Consider the following 18,039-nt stretch of genomic DNA (forward strand, 5'->3'; position numbering starts at 1 on the left):
CCTCGATAGCCAAAGGTCTACATCCTCAGAGCGCCCGCTTCACGCCGTTAGGCTTCCTCCATGCAGGAAATCCGCGTCGTGATCGTCGATGACGATCCTCTGGTCCGCTCCGCGCTGTCGCACTTCGTGTCGCGCGCGCCCGAGATCACGGTCGTGGCGCAGGCAGAGGACGGCCGGGAGGCCCTCACGACGGTCGAGCGCGAGAAGCCGGACGTCGTGATGATGGACGTCCAGATGCCGGAGATGAACGGCATCGAGGCGACCGCGGCGATCGCCGAACGGTGGCCCGACGTGCGCATCCTCGCCGTGACCACGCTCGATGGCAGCGACACCGTGCTGCCCATGCTGAGCGCCGGCGCCTCCGGCTACCTGCTCAAGGACTCCAGTGCGGAGGAGATCGTCACGGGTGTGCGCGAGGTGTTCGCGGGAGCGAGCTCGCTGTCGCCCCGCATCGCGTCGATGCTCATCCGCCACGTGCGCGACTCCACCCCCACCGCGGCCGCGGAGACCCTCGAACCGCTCACCGAGCGCGAGGAGGAAGTGCTGCAGTGCCTCGCGAAGGGCATGTCCAATGCCGAGATCGCCAAGGCGCTCATCGTCTCGGAGGGGACCGTGAAGGCCCACCTCGGTCGCATGATGTCGAAGTGGCACCTGCGCGACCGCGTGCAGATCCTCGTCACGGCCGCCCACGCCGGACTCGTCACCTTCCGCTGAGCCGGGGACTCAGAGCGCGAGCAGCACGATCCCGACGAGGACGACCAGCGAGGCGCCGATCCGCCATCCCGGCCGGGACTCCCGCAGGACGAAGGCGCCGAACAGGCTCACGAGCACGACGCTGACCTCGCGGAGCGGCGCCACGAGCGCCACCGGAGCGATCTGGATGGCGGTCAGCACGAGGATGTAGGACAGCGGCGACAGGATGCCGAAGGCCAGGATGCGGCGCCATTGCGTGCGCCCCAGCGCCAGGACCGCACCCCATCGTCCGCGCACCGCCACGGAGTAGAACGGCACCTGCAGCAGCGTCGTCCCCACCATGAACGCCACCGGTGACAACTCCCACGCCCGCACCGCGTGGGCGTCCCAGATCGTGTAGACCGCGATCGCCACGCCGGTTAGGGCGCCGAACAACAGCCCGGGGTCGACGCGGCGCCCGCTCCCCGCCGGACGGCGGTCGACGAACCCGATCGCCACCACGCCGACGATCACCGCCGCGACGCCGATGAGCGCCAGGGCCGAGGGGCGTTCGCCGAGCAGGAGCACGGCGACGATCACGGAGAGGAACGGCCCGGTGCCCCGCGCCGTCGCGTAGACGGTCGACAGGCTGCCCTCCCGGTAGCCGCGCTGCAGCACGGCCATGTAGGCGACGTGCAGGACCGCGGAGACGGAGACCCCGAGCGCGAACGAGCCGAGGTCGGCCGCACCGAGTCCGCCCGTGAACGGCACGGCGCCGATCCAGACGGCGGCGCTGGCGACCGCACCCCACCACAGGAACGGCGAGCCGGCGCGGCTGATGCCGTGCGCGATGACGTTCCACGACGCGTGGGCGATCGCAGCGGCGAGGACGAGGACGAGAGCGACAGCGGACACGGCAGACCCTTCCCTCCGCCGCGGGCGCGACGAATCGGGTCCTCCGGGCTTTTGTCCTGTCAGATGACGGCCCTCCTGCGGAGGAGGACCGTGGCGCCGCTCGGACCAGTCGGGTGCAGACCCCGGAACCCTAGGCGCTATCGCCACCACCCTATCCCCGACCGGGAAGGGTGCGGTGACCGGGCGCGACTACGCTCGAAGCAAACCCCGCGCAGGAAGGTCATGTCATGCCCGTCACCCCGGACGCCCTCGCCCACGCCGAGGACCTCGCCGACTTCGTCGCCGCTTCCCCGTCGAGCTACCACGCAGCCGCCGAGACGGCCCGCCGCCTGGAGGAGGCCGGCTTCACGCGGCTGCAGGAGGAGGACGCCTGGCCCGCGCAGCCCGGAGGCCGGTACCTCGTGGTCCGCGACGGCGCGACGATCGCGTGGGTGGTACCGGAGGATGCGACCGCCACGACGCCCGTGCACGTGTTCGGGGCGCACACCGACTCCCCCGGCTTCAAGCTCAAGCCGCAGCCGACCACCGGAGCCCGCGGCTGGCTGCAGGCCGCCGTCGAGGTGTACGGCGGTCCGCTGCTGAACTCCTGGCTCGACCGGGAGCTGCGCCTCGCCGGCCGGCTCGCCCTCGCCGACGGCCGGGTCGTCCTCGCCGACACCGGAGCCCTGCTGCGCCTCCCCCAGCTCGCCATCCACCTCGATCGCGGGGTCAACAACGGCCTCGCGCTCGACAAGCAGACCGAGACGCAGCCGGTGTGGGGCCTGGGGGATCCGACCGAGGCCGATGTGCTGGGCGAGCTCGCCGCTTCCGGCAGAGTGGCCGTCGCGGAGATCCGCGGGTACGACGTCGTCGTGGCCGATGCCGCGCGGGGTGCCGTGTTCGGCAAGGACGACGCGTTCTTCGCCTCGGGCCGGCTCGACGACCTCGCCTCCGTGCACGCGGGCGTCGTGGCCCTTGCGGCACACGAACCCGCCGCGGGCGCGCCCGTCGCGATCCTCGCCGCGTTCGACCACGAAGAGCTCGGTTCCGAGTCGCGCTCCGGCGCCGCAGGCCCCTTCCTCGAGGACGTGCTGGAGCGGCTCTACGCGGGGCTCGGCGCCGACGGCTCCGCCCGCCGCCAGGCGTACGCGTCGTCGTGGTGCCTGTCCAGCGACGTGGGGCACTCCGTACACCCGAACTACATCGGCCGGCATGACCCCGTCGTGCAGCCCGTGCTCGGCTCCGGACCCATCCTCAAGCTCAACGCCAACCAGCGCTACGCGACCGATGCGGTCGGCGCCGCGTCCTGGCGGAACTGGTGCGATCGGGCCGAGGTAGTGACGCAGGAGTTCGTCTCGAACAACAGCGTGCCGTGCGGGTCGACGATCGGCCCGATCACCGCGACCCGGCTCGGCATCCGCACGGTCGACGTGGGCATTCCGATCCTCTCGATGCACTCCGCCCGTGAGCTCGCCGGGGTCTCGGACCTGCACGACCTGACGCGCGTGGCCGGGGCCTTCTTCGCCGGCTGAATCGGGCCGCGCGGAGTGCGCCCCCGGAGTGCCAGGATGTGAGGATGACCGACATCAGGCCGGCTCTCATCGAGCGTGCAGGCATCGAGATCATCCCCGAGTCCGAGCGGACCGCCCAGCCCCGCGACCTGTTCTGGCCGTGGTTCGCGGCGAACGTCTCGGTGTTCGGGATGTCCTACGGCTCGTTCGTGCTCGGCTTCGGCATCTCCTTCTGGCAGGCGACCCTGGTCTCGGTCGTCGGCATCGTCGTGTCGTTCCTGCTGTGCGGCCTCATCGCGATCGCGGGCAAGCGGGGGTCGGCGCCGACGATGGTGCTCTCCCGGGCCGCGTTCGGCGTCCAGGGGCAGAAGGTGCCAGGGATCGTGTCCTGGCTCACGTCGATCGGCTGGGAGACCTTCCTCGCGATCATGGCGGTACTGGCGACGGCGACGGTCATCACGCAGCTCGGCGGCGACGGGGATAGCCTCTGGCTGAAGATCCTCGCGACCGTGATCGTCGCGGCACTCATCGTCGCCGCCTCGGTGCTCGGCTACCACACGATCATGCGGCTCCAGTCGGTGCTGACCTGGATCACGGGTGTCGTGACGATCGTCTACATCGTCCTCGCCGCGCCGACCATCGACCTCGCTGCGGTGCTGGCCCGGCCTGACGGCGGCATCGGCCAGGTCGTCGGCGCGCTCGTCATGGTCATGACCGGTTTCGGGCTGGGCTGGATCAACATCGCCGCGGACTGGTCGCGCTACCAGAAGCGCACCGCGTCCGACGGGGCGATCGTCGCCTGGAACACGATCGGCGGCTCGGTGGCACCGGTCATCCTCGTCGTCTTCGGTCTGCTCCTCGCGGGATCGGACGCCGAGCTCATGGACGCGATCGCCGCGGACCCGATCGGCGCGCTCGCGAGCATCCTGCCGGTGTGGGTCCTCGTGCCGTTCCTGTTCACGGCCGTGCTCGCGCTCGTCTCCGGCGCGGTGCTCGGCATCTACTCCTCCGGCCTGACGCTGCTCAGCCTCGGCATCCGCATCCCGCGGCCGTCGGCGGCGGCGATCGACGGCGCGATCCTCACGGCGGGCACCATCTTCGTGGTGTTCTTCGCGACCGACTTCCTCGGCCCGTTCCAGAGCTTCCTCATCACCCTCGGCGTACCGCTGGCCTCCTGGGCCGGCATCCTCATCGCCGACATCCTGCGTCGCCGGAAGGACTATGACGACGAGGCCCTCTTCGACAGCCGCGGACGCTACGGCGCCTGGGACTGGACATCGATCGGCACCATGGTCGTCGCGAGTGTGATCGGCTGGGGCCTCGTGCTCAACGGCTTCGCGGACGCCGCGCCGTGGAACAACTGGCAGGGATACCTCCTGTTCCTCGTCGGCGGGACGGACGGGGACTGGGCGTATGCGAACCTCGGGGTGTTCGTGGCGCTGGTGCTGTCGTTCCTCGTGACCTGGTTCGCCCGGGCGGGGAAGATCCGGCGGCAGGAGTCGTGAGCCCTTCGACAGGCTCAGGGACCCAGGAGGCGGCAGGCTCAGGGACCCAGGAGGCGGCAGGCTCAGGGGCCGAGGGGGCGGCAGGCTCCGCGGACGAGAGCTGGCTCGTGGTGGTCGATCCGCAGGTGATCTTCGCGTCCCCCGACTCCGCCTGGGGCTCGCCGTTCTTCGCCGCCGCGATGACGAACATCCGGCGCCTCGCGGAGGCCTTCGGCGAGCGCGTGCTCGTGACCCGGTGGCTGCCGACGGCTGACCGCTCGACCTCCTGGGGCGAGTACTTCGCCGCGTGGCCGTTCGCCGACCGCCCCGCCGACGACCCGTTGTACGCGCTCGTCCCCGAGGCGGAAGGCCTGTCTCCTCATCCCACCGTGGACCTCCCGACGTTCGGCAAGTGGGGCCAGGAACTGGAGGCGATCGTGGGGCACGGTGGTCGGATCGTGCTCGCAGGGGTGTCGACCGACTGCTGCGTCGTGTCCACCGCGCTCGCCGCCGCGGACGCCGGGGCACGCGTGACGCTCGTGGCGGATGCCTGCGCCGGCTCCACGGCCGAGAACCACGCCGCCGCCGTGCAGGTCATGTCCCTGTATCCCCCGCAGATCACCGTGACCGACACCGCCACCCTCCTCTCCCCCTGACCCCTCCCCCCGCCCCGCGCCCGCGCCCGCGCCCGTGCGGGACGGAAATCGCACCTCCGCACGCCGTCTCCCGCCCGTTTTCGATCCCGCACGCCGGCAGGCCCTCCCAGCGGGACGCATTCCGCCCCTCGCGAGGGTCCGCCGGGCACGGTTTCGATCCCGCACGGAGTCCCCGTCGCGGGACGCGAAACGCACCTCTACCGCGCGACTGGGGTGCGTTATCGATCCGGCACCGTACTGTGGCGTTCGGGCGGGACGGAAAGTGCACCTCGGCATACGCGGCGAGGAGCGTTACTGGACCCGACAGGGGCGAGCGTCAGGCGTGCGCGCGGACCGCGGCGGCGATGTCGGCGGGAGTTCCGCGCCACGGAGCACCATGGCCGGGAAGGACCCACTCGGCGTCGAGCGCCGCGAGGCGGTCGAGCGAGGCCAGGGCTTCCGTGGGCTCGTCGGTGAACGGGGCGGGTTGCGCGCCCTCCTCCCCCGTGAGCACATGCCGCGTGGTCAGGGCGTCGCCGACGAACACCGCGCCGACCGCCGGGACGTGCACCGCGATGCTCCCCGGCGAGTGCCCCGGAAGACCCACGACGACCGGGGCCCCTGGGAGGTCGAGCACGTCACCGTCCGCTACCTCGGACACCTCGGCGACGTGGCGTGTGCGGAGCGCACTCTTGCGGAGGCCGTAGGCGAGGAAGCCGAGCATCGGACCGAGCCGGGCAGGGCCCATCGGGGTCTTCGGCTTCTCCCCGGTACGCACGCGGTGGGCATCGGCGCCGTGGATGAACACCGGAACACCGGACTCGCGACGCAGTCGTTCCGCGAATCCGATGTGGTCGCTGTCGCCGTGAGTCAGCACGAGTCCGCGGATGTCGGACAGCGGGCGGCCGATCACGGCGAGCTCCCGCTGAAGGTCATGCCAGTGCCCGGGCAACCCGGCGTCGACGAGGGTGATGCCCTCGGGCAGGTCGATGAGGTACGAGGCGACGATGTCGTTGCCGAGGCGGTGGAGGTGGGGGGCGAGCTTCATGATGATCCTCTCGGACGATTGCGATGGCTACGTTACGTAGCTATCATGGCTACTGTCAATAGCCATCGAGGAGGATCCATGCCTACTCCCGAACGCACGTCGATCGATGCCATCGTCGCGGCCGGCCAGGAGATCATCGAGGTCGACGGCCCTGCGGGACTCACGATGCAGGCGGTCGCGGAGCGCGTGGGCGTGCGCGCCCCCTCCCTCTACAAGCGCGTGCGCGATCGGGAGGCCTTGCGAGTCGCGGTCGCCATGGCATCCGTCGATGCCCTCGCGACCGAGCTCGAGGCGGCCGGCGACGACCTCTCCACCCTCGCCCGGACCTATCGCACCTTCGCTCACGCGTACCCGGAGGGCTTCCGCCTCATGTTCAACGCCGCGGTCCCGCACGAGGCGCTGGAACGCTCCGCCGCCCCCGTCATCCGCGCCTGCGCCACCGCGGTGGGCGAGGCGGACGCTCTCGACGCCGCGCGTCTCTTCACCGCCTGGGCCACCGGGTTCCTGCAGATGGAGCTGTCCGGGGCGTTCCGACTCGGCGGTGACGTCGACCGCGCCTTCGAGTACGGCCTCCGGCGTCTCCTCGCGAGCCTCGCCGGGTGAGGACGCCCGTCATTCCCGGTCCGCGACGGCGGATGCTGCCACACTGAGGCCGTGGAAGACTCCCGCAGCACCGCCGCAACCGTGGCCGCGAAGACCGCCCGGAGGCCCTGGCGTCGCACGAAGATCGCCGTGGGCACCCTCGCCGCGGTCGCCGCCGTCGTCGCGATCGTCGGCACGCTCACCCCATGGCCGTCCGCGATGATCATCCGCTCCGTGTTCACGAAGGGCGGTGACGAGACCGCGGCGGAGATGACGAAGCACGTCCCTGACGCCGCGCTCGACGAACGGAAGGACATCGCCTACGGAGATGCCGGAACGGACACGACGATGGACGTCTTCCGCCCGGCCTCCGCCGACGGCGCACTGCCGACCGTGGTGTGGATCCACGGAGGCGCCTGGATCTCGGGCTCGAAGGAGGACGTCGATCCGTACCTCCGCATCCTCGCCGCGGAGGGATACACGACCATCGGCGTGAACTACACCCGCGGACCCGAGGGCGTGTACCCGCTCGCCGTCCACCAGCTCGACGAGGCCCTCGCCTACATCGACGCGCACGCGGCGGAGCTGGGCGTCGATCCGCGACGCATCGTGCTGGCAGGAGACTCCGCCGGGGCGCAGCTCGCCAGCCAGATGGCGACGCTCATCACGAATCCGGACTACGCCGAGATCCTCGGCATCCGCCCGTCGCTCCGCGCCGACCAGCTCGTCGCGACCGTGCTGAACTGCGGCGTCTACGACCTCGCCGCGCTGGCCGAGCTCGACGGGGTCCCGGGGTGGGGCTTCAAATCGGCGATGTGGGCCTACGCCGGCACGAAGACCTGGGCGGAGGACTCGACGGGTGCCACGATGTCGACCGTCGACTGGGTCACGGCCGACTTCCCCGCGACGTACATCTCCGGCGGCAACGGCGACGGGCTCACCTGGCTCCAGTCGATCCCGATGGCGAAGCGGCTGCAGGAACTCGGCGTCGAGGTCACTCCGGTGTTCTGGCCCGCGCCGCACGAGCCGGAGCTCCCGCACGAGTACCAGTTCCACCTCGATCTCCCCGAGGCCCGGAAGGCGCTCGCGGACACCATCGCCTTCCTCGACGCACACACTCGCTGAACCGGCCCCTTTCGTCCGAGCCCGGCGCTCCGGCCCGGACATAACATGTCTGTGACGACCGGCACGGAAGTGATATGTTCACGGGATGCACACCGAGAACGAACGCGCACTCGAGTCCGGCATCGTCACCGACCTCTCCGGCCGCATGACCTACGGCTCGTACCTCGCGCTCGACCAGCTCCTCACGGCACAGCATCCGGTGAGCGACCCGCAGCATCACGACGAGATGCTGTTCATCATCCAGCACCAGACGACGGAACTCTGGCTGAAGCAGCTGCTGCATGAGCTCAGCTCGGCGCGGGAGCTGCTCGCAGCCGACGACCTGCGCGACGCCCTCAAGCGCATCGCCAGGGTCAAGCGCATCCAGGATGTGATGACGCAGCAGTGGTCGGTCCTGGCGACGCTGACCCCGACGGAGTACGCCCAGTTCCGCGGCGCCCTCGGCAACTCGTCCGGCTTCCAGTCGGTGCAGTACCGGGCCGTCGAGTTCGCGCTGGGCAACAAGAACGAGAAGATGCTGAGCGTCTTCCGCGACCACCCGGCGAACCTCGCGCTCCTCACGGCCGAGTGGGAGAAGCCCACGCTGTACGACGAGTTCCTCCGCTACGCCTCTCGCCGCGGCCTCCCGATCCCCCGCGAGATCCTCGACCGGGACGTGCGCGAACCGTACCGCGAGACCCCGGCCCTCGTGCCTGCCATCCGTGCGATCTACCAGGACCCGCGCACCCACTGGGATCTCTACGAGGCCTGCGAGGACCTCGTCGACCTCGAGGACAACTTCCAGTTCTGGCGCTTCCGTCACCTCAAGACCGTGTCCCGGACCATCGGGATGAAGGTCGGCACCGGTGGATCGAGCGGCGTCGGCTTCCTGCAGCGCGCCCTCGACCTGACCTTCTTCCCCGAGCTCTACACCGTCCGCACCGAGATCGGTTCCTGATGCTCACGGCGACGTTCTTCGACGGCGAGCGCTGGCGGGACGGCGTCGTCGAACTCGGCGAGGACGGGCTCCCCCGGCTTCGTGAGGAGACATCCGCGCCGGGGGGCCCGGTCCTCTCCGGCCGCATCGTCGGGGGCTTCACGGACCACCACGTGCACCTGCAGCTCGTCGACCACACGCTCCTGGCCTCATCGCGCCTCGGACGAGTGGTCGACCTCGGCGGCGATCCGTCTACGGTGGCGCGGATCGCCGTTCACAACTCAGGAGTTTCGATCGGCGGAGGCGCTTCCGAGGCGGTTCCGGGTGCGGCTGGGCCGGATTCTCCTGAGTTGCGAACCGTCGACTTCGCCGGCGCGTTCCTCACTCCCCCCGGCGGTTACCCCTCGGACCGCGCGTGGGCGCCGACAGGTTCCGTCCGGGAGATCGCCGACTCGACGGCGGCCGCGACCGTGATCGAGGAGCTGGTGGCGGCCGGTGTCTCCGGCATCAAGGTCGCGAGCAACAGCACCGCCGGCCCGACCTTCTCCGACGCCCTCTTCCGCGCGATCGTCGAGCTCGCCGTGGCGCACGGCCTCCCCGTCGTCGCCCATGCGGAGGGCACCGGCGAAGCGCAGCGCGTCGTCCGCCTCGGAGCGACGCAGCTCGCGCACGCCCCGTTCACCGAGCGTCTGGATGACGACGAGATCGCGGACCAGGCCGTCCGGGTGTCCTGGATCAGCACCCTCGCCATCCACGACCCCGCCACGAGGGCCATCGCGATCGACAACGTCGCCCGCTTCCATGCCGCCGGCGGCACCGTCCGCTACGGCACCGATATGGGCAACGGCCCGACCCCCGTCGACCTGAACCCCGCCGAGGTCGCCGCCCTCCGCACCGCCGGGCTCGACGACGACGCCCTCCTCCGCGCCCTCGCGCCCGTCGACCCGCTCGATCCCCGCTCTCTCCTCCTCCTGCTGCCACCGGGATCCGCCGATCCCCTGGCCGCCCGCCCCCTCACCCCCGCCGACCTTAAGGTGTGACATGACCGACCGCTCCGCCGACACCGCCCTCCTCGACGCCGCCCGCGCCCTGGACGCCGCCGACCCGCTCGCCGCGCATCTCGACGCGTTCGTCGAGGCCCCGGGCGTCACCGCCTACCTCGACGGCAACTCGCTCGGGCGGCCGCTGCGCGACGTGCCGGAGAAGCTCGCCGCGTTCGTGCGCGAGGATTGGGGCACCCGCCTCATCCGCTCCTGGGACGAGCAGTGGATGGCCCTGCCGATGGAGCTCGGAGACCGCATCGGCGCCGTCGCCCTCGGTGCGGGCGCGGGGCAGACGGTCGTGTCGGACTCCACGAGCGTCCTGCTGTACAAGCTCATGCGGGGGGCCCTTCGACAGGCTCAGGGACCCAGGGGCGCGGCTCAGGGACCCAGGGGCGCGACTCAGGGACCCAGGGGCGCGACTCAGGGACCCACGGGCGCGACTCAGGGACCCGCGGGGCGGACGGAGCTCGTGATCGAGGAGGGCAACTTCCCCACCGACCGGTTCCTCGCCGAGGGCGTGGCGGCGGAGATGGGGGCCACGCTGCGCTGGATCACGCCCGATCCGGTACACGGCGTCACGATCGACGACGTCGCGGCCGTGGTCTCCGAGCGGACGGCGCTCGTCTCGCTCAGCCACGTCGACTACCGCTCCGGCGCCCTCGCCGACATGCCCGGCATCACCGCCGTCGTGCACGAGGCCGGGGCCCTGATGATGTGGGACCTCTGCCACTCGGCGGGCGTCGTGCCGATGCAGCTCGACGACTGGGGCGTCGACATGGCCGTCGGCTGCACCTACAAGTACCTCAACGGCGGCCCGGGATCGCCCGCCTTCGCCTACCTCCGCCACGACCTGCAGGGCCTGCTGCGGCAGCCGATCCAGGGGTGGTGGAGCGCGGCCGACATCTTCGCCATGGGCCCGGAGTACGTCCCCGCCGACGGCATCCGTCAGCTCCTCAGCGGCACGCCGCCGGTGACCTCGATGCTCGCGATGCAGGGCATGATCGACCTCATCGAGCAGTCGGGCATCGACGGCGTGCGCGCGAAGTCGGAGTCGCTCACCGCGCTCGCGGTCCGAGCGTACGACGAGCTGCTCGCGCCCCTGGACGTGCGCCTGCTGAGCCCTCGCGACCCGGCGCGACGCGGCGGACACATCACGATCGGCCACCCCGACTTCCGGGAGGTCACCCGGAGGCTCTGGGCCGACGGCGTCATCCCCGACTTCCGCTTCCCGGACGGGATCCGGCTCGGGCTGTCGCCGCTGAGCACCTCGCACGCCGAGACCGTCGCCGGGGTGCTCGCGGTCAGGGATGCGTTGGAGTCCGGTGTCTCCTGACCCCGCGGCGCCGGTCGTGCTCGATGACATCGACGCCCGCCCCGGCAGCACCGCCTCGCTCCTGCGCACCCTGATCGGCCTGTATCTGCGCCCACTCGGAGGCTGGATCTCGGCCGCCGACCTCGTGGCGCTGGCCGCCGACCTCGGCATCCCCGCCGCTCCCGCCCGGACGGGCATCGCCCGTCTCAAGCAGAAGGGCCTGCTCCTGCCGGAGCGCCGCGACGCCGTCGGCTACCGGCTGAGCCCGGCGGCCGTGCCGATGCTGGAGCGCGGCGACCGCCGGATCTTCCGGATGCAGGAGATGGCCGACGACGATCCGTGGTGCCTGGTGTCGTTCTCGATCCCGGAGAGCGCGCGCAGCGTGCGCCATCAACTGCGCCGCCGACTGCACTGGATCGGCGCCGGCGTCGTCTCCCCCGCCCTGTGGATCTGTCCCGGGCACCTCAGGGCGGAGGCGGAGCAGATCCTCGACGAACTCGGTGCCCGCCGCTGGGCGACGCTGTTCGACGCGTCGGCCCCCGCCCCGGCCGGCACGCTGGCCGAGGCCGCCGCCACGTGGTGGGACCTCGACGCGCTGCGCGGCGGGCACGAAGCCTTCCAGGCCTCGCTCACGGCCCTGCCCGAGGAGCCCTTCCCGGCCTACGTGCACCTCATCGACCGGTGGCGGGTGCTGCCCTACACCGATCCGGGGCTGCCCCCGGCGATGCTGCCGGCCGACTGGCCGGGCGGACGCAGCTTCGAGGCGTTCGCCCGGCTGTCGGCGGCGTGGGAGGCACCCGCCCTGGCTCACGTGCGAGCCGTGACGGCCTAGTCGGTCCGGGCGACCTCGCGCACGAATCCGGTCACGTGCTCCTGCAGCCGCAGGATCCGCATCTCGCGGGCGAGCTCGCGGTCGTACCCCGGATAGGCCAGCGGCGGGAGCTTGCGCACCGCCGCGTTGCAGCCGAACTCCGCGCACGCGAGCACGCCGACCGTGTCGCCCTTGCGACCGGCGGCTCCGGCACGGCGGGCCACGTAGAGCTGCACGTCGTTGCGGAGCGTCACGTCCTCGCACCACGAGCACTGCGCACGGGCGAGCACGCGCTGCTCGGCGCGCTGCAGCACGACGCCCACGGGCTCGTCGTCGATCCACACGACGACATAGGCGCGCCGGGGCAGCTTCGGGTCGATCCACCCGAGGTAGTCGAGCCTTTCGAAGTCGGTCTCGGCGAAGTCGGGCGGCAGGGTGATGTCGGAGACCTCCTTGCGGGAGGCGTTGCAGAAGGAGGCGCGCAGGGCGCGCTCGTCGATGGGACGCATGAGAGAAGAGCTTTCGGTGTGATCGCCGGGTCGGCGAGACGGATCGGAGGATCACCCGGACGATGCCGGGGTACGACGCAGCACCGGGGACGGGGTTCCGCCTCCGGCCGGTCCTCAGCCTCTGCCTGCGGCGCTGAACGCGCCTGCAGCTCCGCTCCGCGCCCCGAGGGCGCTCATCGACGACAGCACCCGGCGAGCCTACACCCGTTTGTTTCGTCGCGTGTCGGGAGGGCCGCGGGATCCCGACCTCATCGACGTACTCTGGCCGGACGCCGATCCGAAGGAGTCCCCGTGTCCACGCCGCTGCACCGCCGTCCGCCCCTCGAGGTGCGTGAGCGTGCGACGTGCATGTGCCGGAACGGCGGCCGCTGCTCCTCCTCGGCCCCCGGCCACGCCCTGCACCTGATCCAGGAGCGTCTCGCCGCGGCGACCCCGGCGCGATGGGCGGACGCGTTCGTGATCGCGGCGGATCCGGTCGCCGGAGACCTCGTCGTCCGCACGCTCGACGGCACCACGCACACGCTGTGGAACGGCTCCGGCGCCGCGCTGGAGGCCGCCATCGGCAGCCCGGTCGCCCTCCACCTCGACTACGCCGTGCTCGCCGTGGGACGCACCCGCTTCAACGTCGCCGTCGTGTGACGAGGGCCTGATCCCCTCGGGTCAGGCGCTCGCCATCATCATGTCGCGGACCGCCATGCACGCGTTCATGCAGGCCTGGCACGCCTGAGCGCAGAGGCGGCAGACGTCGCTGTGATCGGCATGCTGCATGCACTCGTCCATGCACATCTGGCACATCGCGATGCAGGCGTCCAGCATCGCCATCATCGTGGCAGGGGTCATCCCCTGCATGCGGAGCATCGATCGCATCATCGTGTGGCACATGTCCGCGCAGTTCATGCACGCGGGGGCGCAGTCCATCTCCTGCGTCGCGCACACCGTGCAGGCCTGCTCGCAGGCGGCACACGCGTCCATACACGCCTGGAGCACCGACATGTCCATCATCTCCATGTCCGGCATCGACTCCATGTTCTTGGACATGGCACCCATCATCATCGCGTCCATCGCACACCGCTCCCTTCGTCCAGGACGACGGGCAGGACACCCGCCTGGCGCCAGGCTAACCCCTGTGCGGGCGGGAGTCGATGGGGGCGGAACGCTGACACGCCCGTCGGTGAATGTCAATCCCGTGGACGGACCGCGACGGCGGTGCGACGCTCGAAGAGCAATCGATCCGTCCAGGAGAGGAGCCTCTTATGAGTGGCGCAGATGACATGAAGAATTCCGCTGAGAAGCTGGGTGGCAAGGTCAAGGAAGGCTTCGGCAAGCTCACCGACAACGAGAAGCTCGAGGCCGAAGGCCAGGCGGATCAGGTGAAGGCCGACGCGAAGCAGGCCGGCGAGAACGTGAAGGACGCCGCGGGCAAGGCCGGCGACAGCGTCAAGGACGCGTTCAACCGCTGATCCCCCACCCGCTGAACCCATGAAGAGGGGGAGGCTCGCCGATGGCGAGCCTCCCCCTCCGCACTCGGGTCAGACCTTGCGGCTGCCGGTGATCGCTCGGATCAGCCAGGCGATCACGGCGATGGCCAGGAGCACCAGACCGACCCACAGCAGGAACTGGAGCGACTGCACCAGCCCTCCGGTGATCGCGAGGATCACGGCGATGACGATGACGATGATCAGGAGGATGTTCATCGGTCTTTCCCTTCTCTGGGGGCGCGGGCGCCCGACTGCGGTGAGACCACGCTAGACCCGAACCACACCCACCCTGGAGGGGGTTGACTTCGACCCTCCCGATGCGCGAAGGAGCAGAGCAATGCCAGGACGACGCAACAACTCCCTGAAGGATCCGGAACTGTACGAAGAGCTGCGCGACGACGGCGCTTCGAAGGAGAAGGCCGCCCGCATCTCGAACGCTGCCGCACGAGACGGCCGCAGCTCCGTCGGCCGCCGCGGCGGGAAGCACGGGGACTACGAGGACTGGACCGTTCCCGAGCTGCGGAAGCGCGCCAAGGAGCTGGGCCTCACCGGCTACAGCGGCAAGCGCAAGGCCGAGCTCATCTCCGAACTGCGAAACCACTGACCCGGATGACGCGCTTCGGGATCGAGGAGGAGTTCCTTCTGCTCGATGAGGATTCGCTCGTCCCCGTCGCCCTCAGCGGTGACATCCTGGAGCGCATCGGCGATGACGTCGTCACCGGACGCGTGACCACCGAGTACCTGGCCTCGCAGATCGAGGCCCTCACCGATCCGGTGCGGACCGGCGCCGAGGCCGTCCAGCAGCTGTCGGCGTTGCGCACGGCCATCGGCACGCAGGCACGCGCCCGGCGCGCGATCGCGGCACCGACCGGCTCGCCGTTCACCACTCTCCGCTCGCCGCGTCTCTCGCCGTCGGCGCACTACGACGACGTCGCCCGGCGGCTGGCGCACCTGACCCGCGAGCACGAGGTGAACGGTCTGCACGTGCACGTCGAGGTGCCGGACGAGGAGGAGCGGGTCCGCGCCCTGAACCGTCTCCGCGCCTGGCTGCCGCTGCTGCTCGCCCTCAGCACGAACAGCCCGTTCGGCAACGGTCTCGACACGGGATTCGCGAGCTGGCGGAGCATGCTCATCCGCCGGCTCCCCTCGTCGTGGTGTCCGCCCCGGTTCGCCGACGTCGACGACTACCGGGCGCGCGTGGACCAGCTCCTGGCCCTCGGGACCATCGGCGAGGCGACATCCCTCTCCTGGGCGGTGCGTGTCTCCGAGCGCTACCCGACGGTCGAGGCGCGCGTCGCGGACACGCAGCTCACCGCGGAGGACGCCGTCCTCTCCGCGCTGCTGACCCGCGGGATCGCCCTGGCGTCCGGGCAGCGGATCGTCGCCGACGAGACGGAGACGATCGACGCGTCGATCTGGATGGCGTCGAGAGCCGGGATGACGGCCCGCATCGTGGATCCGCTCACCGGAGAGGTCTGCCCGGCCTGGACCGTGGCGGAGCACCTGGTCGACGACATCGGGCCGGTGCTGGACGACCTCGGCGAAGCGGACGCGGTGCGGGCGGGCCTCGACCGGCTGCGGGCCGACGGGACCGGTGCGGCGCGACAGCGTGCGGCGCACGCACGGGACGGGCTCCCCGCGCTCCGACGGCTCCTGCAGGAAGGTACCGGAACACCGGCCGCCTGACGGGCCCCCGCGTCCGTCGCCCGGAGTAGGGTCGGCCTGTGTCATCCTTCGCCCCGCTCCAGCGGCTCGTCATCGCGATCGCCGTGCTGGCCTCGTTCGTCACGTTCCTCGACGGGACAGTGGTGAACGTCGCCCTTCCCGCCATCAGTGAAGAGCTGGGCGGCGGGATCACCACGCAGCAGTGGGTCGTCGACGCCTACCTCATCACCCTCAGCGCGCTGATCCTGCTCGCCGGCTCCCTGTCCGACGCCTACGGACGGGTGCTGGTGATGCGGATCGGCCTCATCGCCTTCGGCATCGCGTCCGTCGCGGTCGCCGCCGCGATCGACCCGCTCATGCTCATCGTGGCTCGCGGGGCGCAGGGGGCGGCCGGGGCCCTGCTCGTCCCGAGCTCCCTCGCGCTCATCACCGCGACCATGCGCGGCGACCTGCAGGCGCGGGCCATCGGCGTCTGGACGGCCTTCACCACGGCGGCTCAACTGGTCGGCCCCCTGCTCGGCGGGCTCTTCGTCGACTTCCTGTCCTGGCGCTTCGTGTTCCTCATCAACGTCCTCCCCATCGGAGTGACGCTGGTGCTGCTCGCCCGCCTGCATCTGCCGGAGCACCCGCGGGGCGTCCGCGTGGACTGGTGGAGCGGTGCACTGTGCGCGCTGGGACTGGGCGCCGTCGTCTTCGCCCTCATCGAGCAGCCGAACCTCGGGTGGGCCTCCCCCGCGATCTGGATCCCCGCCGTGGCCGGGGCCGCACTCTTCGCCGTCTTCCTGTGGCGCCAGGGCCGCTCGGCCACGCCGCTCATGCCGCTGTGGCTGTTCCGGGTGCGCGACTTCGGGTGGGGCAACCTCGCCACGCTCTTCGTGTACGCCGCGCTCTCCCTCAACGGCTTCGTCGTCGGCGTCTACCTGCAGCAGGGGGCGGGACTGAGCGCGACGGCGGCCGGGCTCGCGAGTCTGCCGATGACGATCCTGATGATCCTGCTGAGCTCGCGTGCCGGCGGGTGGGCAGGGCGCTGGGGCCCGCGCATCTTCATGACGATCGGACCGCTGATCATGGCCGTCGGAGCGCTGATGCTGCTGACCGTGAACGCCACCTTCGACTACTGGGCGCAGGTGCTCCCGGCCATGATCGTGATGGGCCTCGGCCTGTCGCTCACCGTCGCCCCGCTGACGGCCGCGATCCTCGGGGCCATCGACGAGAACCACTCCGGCATCGCCTCCGCCGTGAACAACGCCGTCTCCCGCGTCGCGGGTCTGCTCGTGGTCGCGATGCTGTCGACCATCGTCGGGGGCACGCTCGACCTCGACGGGTTCCACAACGCGGCCTGGGTCACGGCGGCGCTCCTCGTGCTCGGCGGCGTCGTGTCGTGGATCGGGATCCGCCGGAACCCCTCGGAGGCGGCGGCCCCGCCCGTCGACGCCCCCGCGCAGCCGACGCCTCAGCCGCGATGAGCGTCCCTCGTCCCCAGCGCGGTCGAAGGACGACACGCCACTCCCCGGCGCCGGCGGCCCTCATCGCCGTCGGGGTCCTCATCGCCGTCGGGGTCCTCGCCCTCTCCGCCTGCAGCGCGCCACCCGCTCTCCCCGCTGAGGGAACCGGGTCGTCGGCCACTGTCGCGCTTCCCCCGGCCGGCGCCCTTCCGGACTACCAGCTCGGCGGAGCCTACGATCCGCCCGAGGGTGTGGGCATCGTCGGCCGCGACCGCAGCGCGGAGCCCGCCGCCGGCCTCTACTCCGTCTGCTACGTCAACGGCTTCCAGACCCAGCCGGGCGAGCTGGACACCTGGCCCGACGACCTGCTCCTGCGCGACGGCGACGAGGTGGTCTTCGACCCCGACTGGCCCGACGAGGCCCTCCTGGACACCGGCAGCGCGGAGCAGCGGTCCCGCATCGCCGAGATCGTGGTCCCGTGGATCGAGGGCTGTGCGGATGCCGACTTCCAGGCGGTCGAGTTCGACAACCTCGATTCGTTCTCGCGCTCCGGCGGCGCTCTGCGCCTGGACGACAACCTCGCGCTCGCGGAACTGCTCGTCGACGCGGCGCACCGCGTCGGGCTCGCTGCGGGGCAGAAGAACGCGGCCGAGCATGCGGACGCCCTGAAAGAGCGCGCGGGCTTCGACTTCGCCGTGACGGAGGAATGCGCCGCGTACGCGGAGTGCGGCACGTACACCGGGGTCTACGGGCCTCATGTGATCGACATCGAGTACACGGATCAGCTCCCGCGGCCGTTCACGGAGCTGTGCGCCGACCCGGACACCCCGGCATCGACAGTGCTCCGCGATCGCGACCTCGTCACCCCGGACGATGAAGGGTACGTGTTCGCCGGGTGCCCGTGACGGC

General features: G+C 71.1%; 21 protein-coding genes. 16 read left to right on the forward strand and 5 right to left on the reverse strand.

The annotated features are described in order from the left end of the window. Positions 1-60 precede the first annotated feature (60 nt). Positions 61-714 (forward strand): response regulator transcription factor, encoded by a 654-nt coding sequence (locus KZC57_RS07195; RefSeq protein WP_029989098.1) that lies wholly within the window; start codon positions 61-63, stop codon positions 712-714. 9 nt (positions 715-723) lie between these two features. On the opposite strand, the gene KZC57_RS07200 is transcribed toward KZC57_RS07195, so the two are convergent. Next, positions 724-1,587, reverse strand: a complete 864-nt coding sequence (locus tag KZC57_RS07200; RefSeq protein WP_247641367.1) for an EamA family transporter — start codon at positions 1,585-1,587, stop codon at positions 724-726. Positions 1,588-1,814: 227 nt separating this feature from the next. Here KZC57_RS07200 and KZC57_RS07205 point away from each other — a divergent pair, with 227 nt between their 5' ends. The 3 genes from KZC57_RS07205 to KZC57_RS07215 all read left to right on the forward strand — a co-directional run bounded on the left by KZC57_RS07205 (position 1,815) and on the right by KZC57_RS07215 (position 5,217). After that, positions 1,815-3,098, forward strand: a complete 1,284-nt coding sequence (locus tag KZC57_RS07205) for a M18 family aminopeptidase (RefSeq protein WP_247641368.1) — start codon at positions 1,815-1,817, stop codon at positions 3,096-3,098. 44 nt (positions 3,099-3,142) lie between these two features. Next, the gene (locus KZC57_RS07210) at positions 3,143-4,582 is read left to right on the forward strand and encodes a cytosine permease (RefSeq protein ID WP_060922419.1); all 1,440 of its coding nucleotides are present in this window, start codon (positions 3,143-3,145) and stop codon (positions 4,580-4,582) included. 107 nt (positions 4,583-4,689) lie between these two features. Next, positions 4,690-5,217 (forward strand): cysteine hydrolase family protein, encoded by a 528-nt coding sequence (locus KZC57_RS07215; RefSeq protein WP_060922420.1) that lies wholly within the window; start codon positions 4,690-4,692, stop codon positions 5,215-5,217. Positions 5,218-5,533: 316 nt separating this feature from the next. Here the strand turns inward: KZC57_RS07215 and KZC57_RS07220 are convergent, their stop codons facing one another. Then, entirely contained in the window at positions 5,534-6,244 is a 711-nt protein-coding gene (locus tag KZC57_RS07220; RefSeq protein WP_060922421.1) for an MBL fold metallo-hydrolase, read from the reverse strand. 78 nt (positions 6,245-6,322) lie between these two features. On the opposite strand from KZC57_RS07220, the gene KZC57_RS07225 reads away from it, so the two are divergent. The 6 genes from KZC57_RS07225 (at position 6,323) to KZC57_RS07250 (ending at position 12,054) form a co-directional block, all read left to right on the forward strand. Next, complete coding sequence (locus tag KZC57_RS07225) at positions 6,323-6,847, forward strand: TetR/AcrR family transcriptional regulator (protein ID WP_060922422.1); 525 nt, start codon at positions 6,323-6,325, stop codon at positions 6,845-6,847. 51 nt (positions 6,848-6,898) lie between these two features. Then, on the forward strand, positions 6,899-7,951 hold the full coding sequence (locus tag KZC57_RS07230) for an alpha/beta hydrolase (protein WP_247641369.1): 1,053 nt from the start codon (positions 6,899-6,901) through the stop codon (positions 7,949-7,951). 85 nt (positions 7,952-8,036) lie between these two features. Then, positions 8,037-8,888 (forward strand): tryptophan 2,3-dioxygenase, encoded by an 852-nt coding sequence (locus tag KZC57_RS07235; RefSeq protein ID WP_060922424.1) that lies wholly within the window; start codon positions 8,037-8,039, stop codon positions 8,886-8,888. Then, complete coding sequence (locus tag KZC57_RS07240) at positions 8,888-9,907, forward strand: amidohydrolase family protein (protein WP_060922425.1); 1,020 nt, start codon at positions 8,888-8,890, stop codon at positions 9,905-9,907. The genes KZC57_RS07235 and KZC57_RS07240 overlap by 1 nt, the downstream gene beginning before the upstream one ends. Before the next feature lies 1 nt (position 9,908). Continuing rightward, positions 9,909-11,243, forward strand: a complete 1,335-nt coding sequence (locus KZC57_RS07245) for a kynureninase (RefSeq protein WP_060922426.1) — start codon at positions 9,909-9,911, stop codon at positions 11,241-11,243. Then, positions 11,233-12,054: a PaaX family transcriptional regulator C-terminal domain-containing protein gene (locus tag KZC57_RS07250; protein ID WP_247641370.1), complete on the forward strand. Its 822-nt coding sequence runs from the start codon at positions 11,233-11,235 to the stop codon at positions 12,052-12,054. The genes KZC57_RS07245 and KZC57_RS07250 overlap by 11 nt, the downstream gene beginning before the upstream one ends. Here KZC57_RS07250 and KZC57_RS07255 read toward each other — a convergent pair. After that, positions 12,051-12,542: an FBP domain-containing protein gene (locus tag KZC57_RS07255; RefSeq protein ID WP_060922428.1), complete on the reverse strand. Its 492-nt coding sequence runs from the start codon at positions 12,540-12,542 to the stop codon at positions 12,051-12,053. The two genes, KZC57_RS07250 and KZC57_RS07255, sit on opposite strands and share 4 nt — an antisense overlap. 291 nt (positions 12,543-12,833) lie before the next feature. On the opposite strand from KZC57_RS07255, the gene KZC57_RS07260 reads away from it, so the two are divergent. After that, positions 12,834-13,181, forward strand: coding sequence for a hypothetical protein (locus tag KZC57_RS07260; protein WP_062636841.1), 348 nt, complete (start codon positions 12,834-12,836; stop codon positions 13,179-13,181). A 21-nt stretch (positions 13,182-13,202) separates the two neighbouring features. Here KZC57_RS07260 and KZC57_RS07265 read toward each other — a convergent pair whose 3' ends face one another. Beyond that, positions 13,203-13,604: a hypothetical protein gene (locus tag KZC57_RS07265; RefSeq protein ID WP_144882251.1), complete on the reverse strand. Its 402-nt coding sequence runs from the start codon at positions 13,602-13,604 to the stop codon at positions 13,203-13,205. Between the two features lie 209 nt (positions 13,605-13,813). Between KZC57_RS07265 and KZC57_RS07270 the strand changes: the two genes are divergently transcribed. After that, positions 13,814-14,002, forward strand: a complete 189-nt coding sequence (locus KZC57_RS07270; protein WP_370670658.1) for a CsbD family protein — start codon at positions 13,814-13,816, stop codon at positions 14,000-14,002. A 69-nt stretch (positions 14,003-14,071) separates the two neighbouring features. On the opposite strand, the gene KZC57_RS07275 is transcribed toward KZC57_RS07270, so the two are convergent. Then, positions 14,072-14,236: a hypothetical protein gene (locus KZC57_RS07275; RefSeq protein ID WP_164498167.1), complete on the reverse strand. Its 165-nt coding sequence runs from the start codon at positions 14,234-14,236 to the stop codon at positions 14,072-14,074. Between the two features lie 121 nt (positions 14,237-14,357). Between KZC57_RS07275 and KZC57_RS07280 the strand changes: the two genes are divergently transcribed. Genes KZC57_RS07280 through KZC57_RS07295 form a run of 4 tightly spaced genes read left to right on the forward strand, consistent with a single transcriptional unit; the run spans position 14,358 to position 18,035 of the window. Then, positions 14,358-14,624: a Rho termination factor N-terminal domain-containing protein gene (locus KZC57_RS07280; RefSeq protein ID WP_025102516.1), complete on the forward strand. Its 267-nt coding sequence runs from the start codon at positions 14,358-14,360 to the stop codon at positions 14,622-14,624. Between the two features lie 5 nt (positions 14,625-14,629). After that, positions 14,630-15,706, forward strand: a complete 1,077-nt coding sequence (locus tag KZC57_RS07285; protein WP_247641371.1) for a YbdK family carboxylate-amine ligase — start codon at positions 14,630-14,632, stop codon at positions 15,704-15,706. A 38-nt stretch (positions 15,707-15,744) separates the two neighbouring features. Further along, positions 15,745-17,151: an MFS transporter gene (locus KZC57_RS07290; protein ID WP_060922965.1), complete on the forward strand. Its 1,407-nt coding sequence runs from the start codon at positions 15,745-15,747 to the stop codon at positions 17,149-17,151. Continuing rightward, positions 17,148-18,035 (forward strand): endo alpha-1,4 polygalactosaminidase, encoded by an 888-nt coding sequence (locus tag KZC57_RS07295; protein ID WP_247641372.1) that lies wholly within the window; start codon positions 17,148-17,150, stop codon positions 18,033-18,035. The genes KZC57_RS07290 and KZC57_RS07295 overlap by 4 nt, the downstream gene beginning before the upstream one ends. Positions 18,036-18,039: the final 4 nt, after the last annotated feature.

The sequence above is a fragment of the Microbacterium sp. KSW4-4 genome, from assembly GCF_023091185.1.
GTDB classification, from domain to species: Bacteria; Actinomycetota; Actinomycetes; order Actinomycetales; family Microbacteriaceae; genus Microbacterium; species Microbacterium paraoxydans.

Bases quoted from the DNA above. Each gene is read 5' to 3' on its own strand.
- KZC57_RS07205 (WP_247641368.1), top strand. From the start codon at position 1,815: ATGCCCGTCACCCCGGACGCCCTCGCCCACGCCGAGGACCTCGCCGAC.
- KZC57_RS07235 (WP_060922424.1), top strand. From the start codon at position 8,037: ATGCACACCGAGAACGAACGCGCACTCGAGTCCGGCATCGTCACCGAC.
- KZC57_RS07265 (WP_144882251.1), bottom strand. From the start codon at position 13,604: ATGGACGCGATGATGATGGGTGCCATGTCCAAGAACATGGAGTCGATG.
- KZC57_RS07210 (WP_060922419.1), top strand. From the start codon at position 3,143: ATGACCGACATCAGGCCGGCTCTCATCGAGCGTGCAGGCATCGAGATC.
- KZC57_RS07245 (WP_060922426.1), top strand. From the start codon at position 9,909: ATGACCGACCGCTCCGCCGACACCGCCCTCCTCGACGCCGCCCGCGCC.
- KZC57_RS07225 (WP_060922422.1), top strand. From the start codon at position 6,323: ATGCCTACTCCCGAACGCACGTCGATCGATGCCATCGTCGCGGCCGGC.
- KZC57_RS07295 (WP_247641372.1), top strand. From the start codon at position 17,148: ATGAGCGTCCCTCGTCCCCAGCGCGGTCGAAGGACGACACGCCACTCC.
- KZC57_RS07270 (WP_370670658.1), top strand. From the start codon at position 13,814: ATGAAGAATTCCGCTGAGAAGCTGGGTGGCAAGGTCAAGGAAGGCTTC.
- KZC57_RS07220 (WP_060922421.1), bottom strand. From the start codon at position 6,244: ATGAAGCTCGCCCCCCACCTCCACCGCCTCGGCAACGACATCGTCGCC.
- KZC57_RS07285 (WP_247641371.1), top strand. From the start codon at position 14,630: ATGACGCGCTTCGGGATCGAGGAGGAGTTCCTTCTGCTCGATGAGGAT.
- KZC57_RS07240 (WP_060922425.1), top strand. From the start codon at position 8,888: ATGCTCACGGCGACGTTCTTCGACGGCGAGCGCTGGCGGGACGGCGTC.
- KZC57_RS07255 (WP_060922428.1), bottom strand. From the start codon at position 12,542: ATGCGTCCCATCGACGAGCGCGCCCTGCGCGCCTCCTTCTGCAACGCC.
- KZC57_RS07275 (WP_164498167.1), bottom strand. From the start codon at position 14,236: ATGAACATCCTCCTGATCATCGTCATCGTCATCGCCGTGATCCTCGCG.
- KZC57_RS07280 (WP_025102516.1), top strand. From the start codon at position 14,358: ATGCCAGGACGACGCAACAACTCCCTGAAGGATCCGGAACTGTACGAA.
- KZC57_RS07195 (WP_029989098.1), top strand. From the start codon at position 61: ATGCAGGAAATCCGCGTCGTGATCGTCGATGACGATCCTCTGGTCCGC.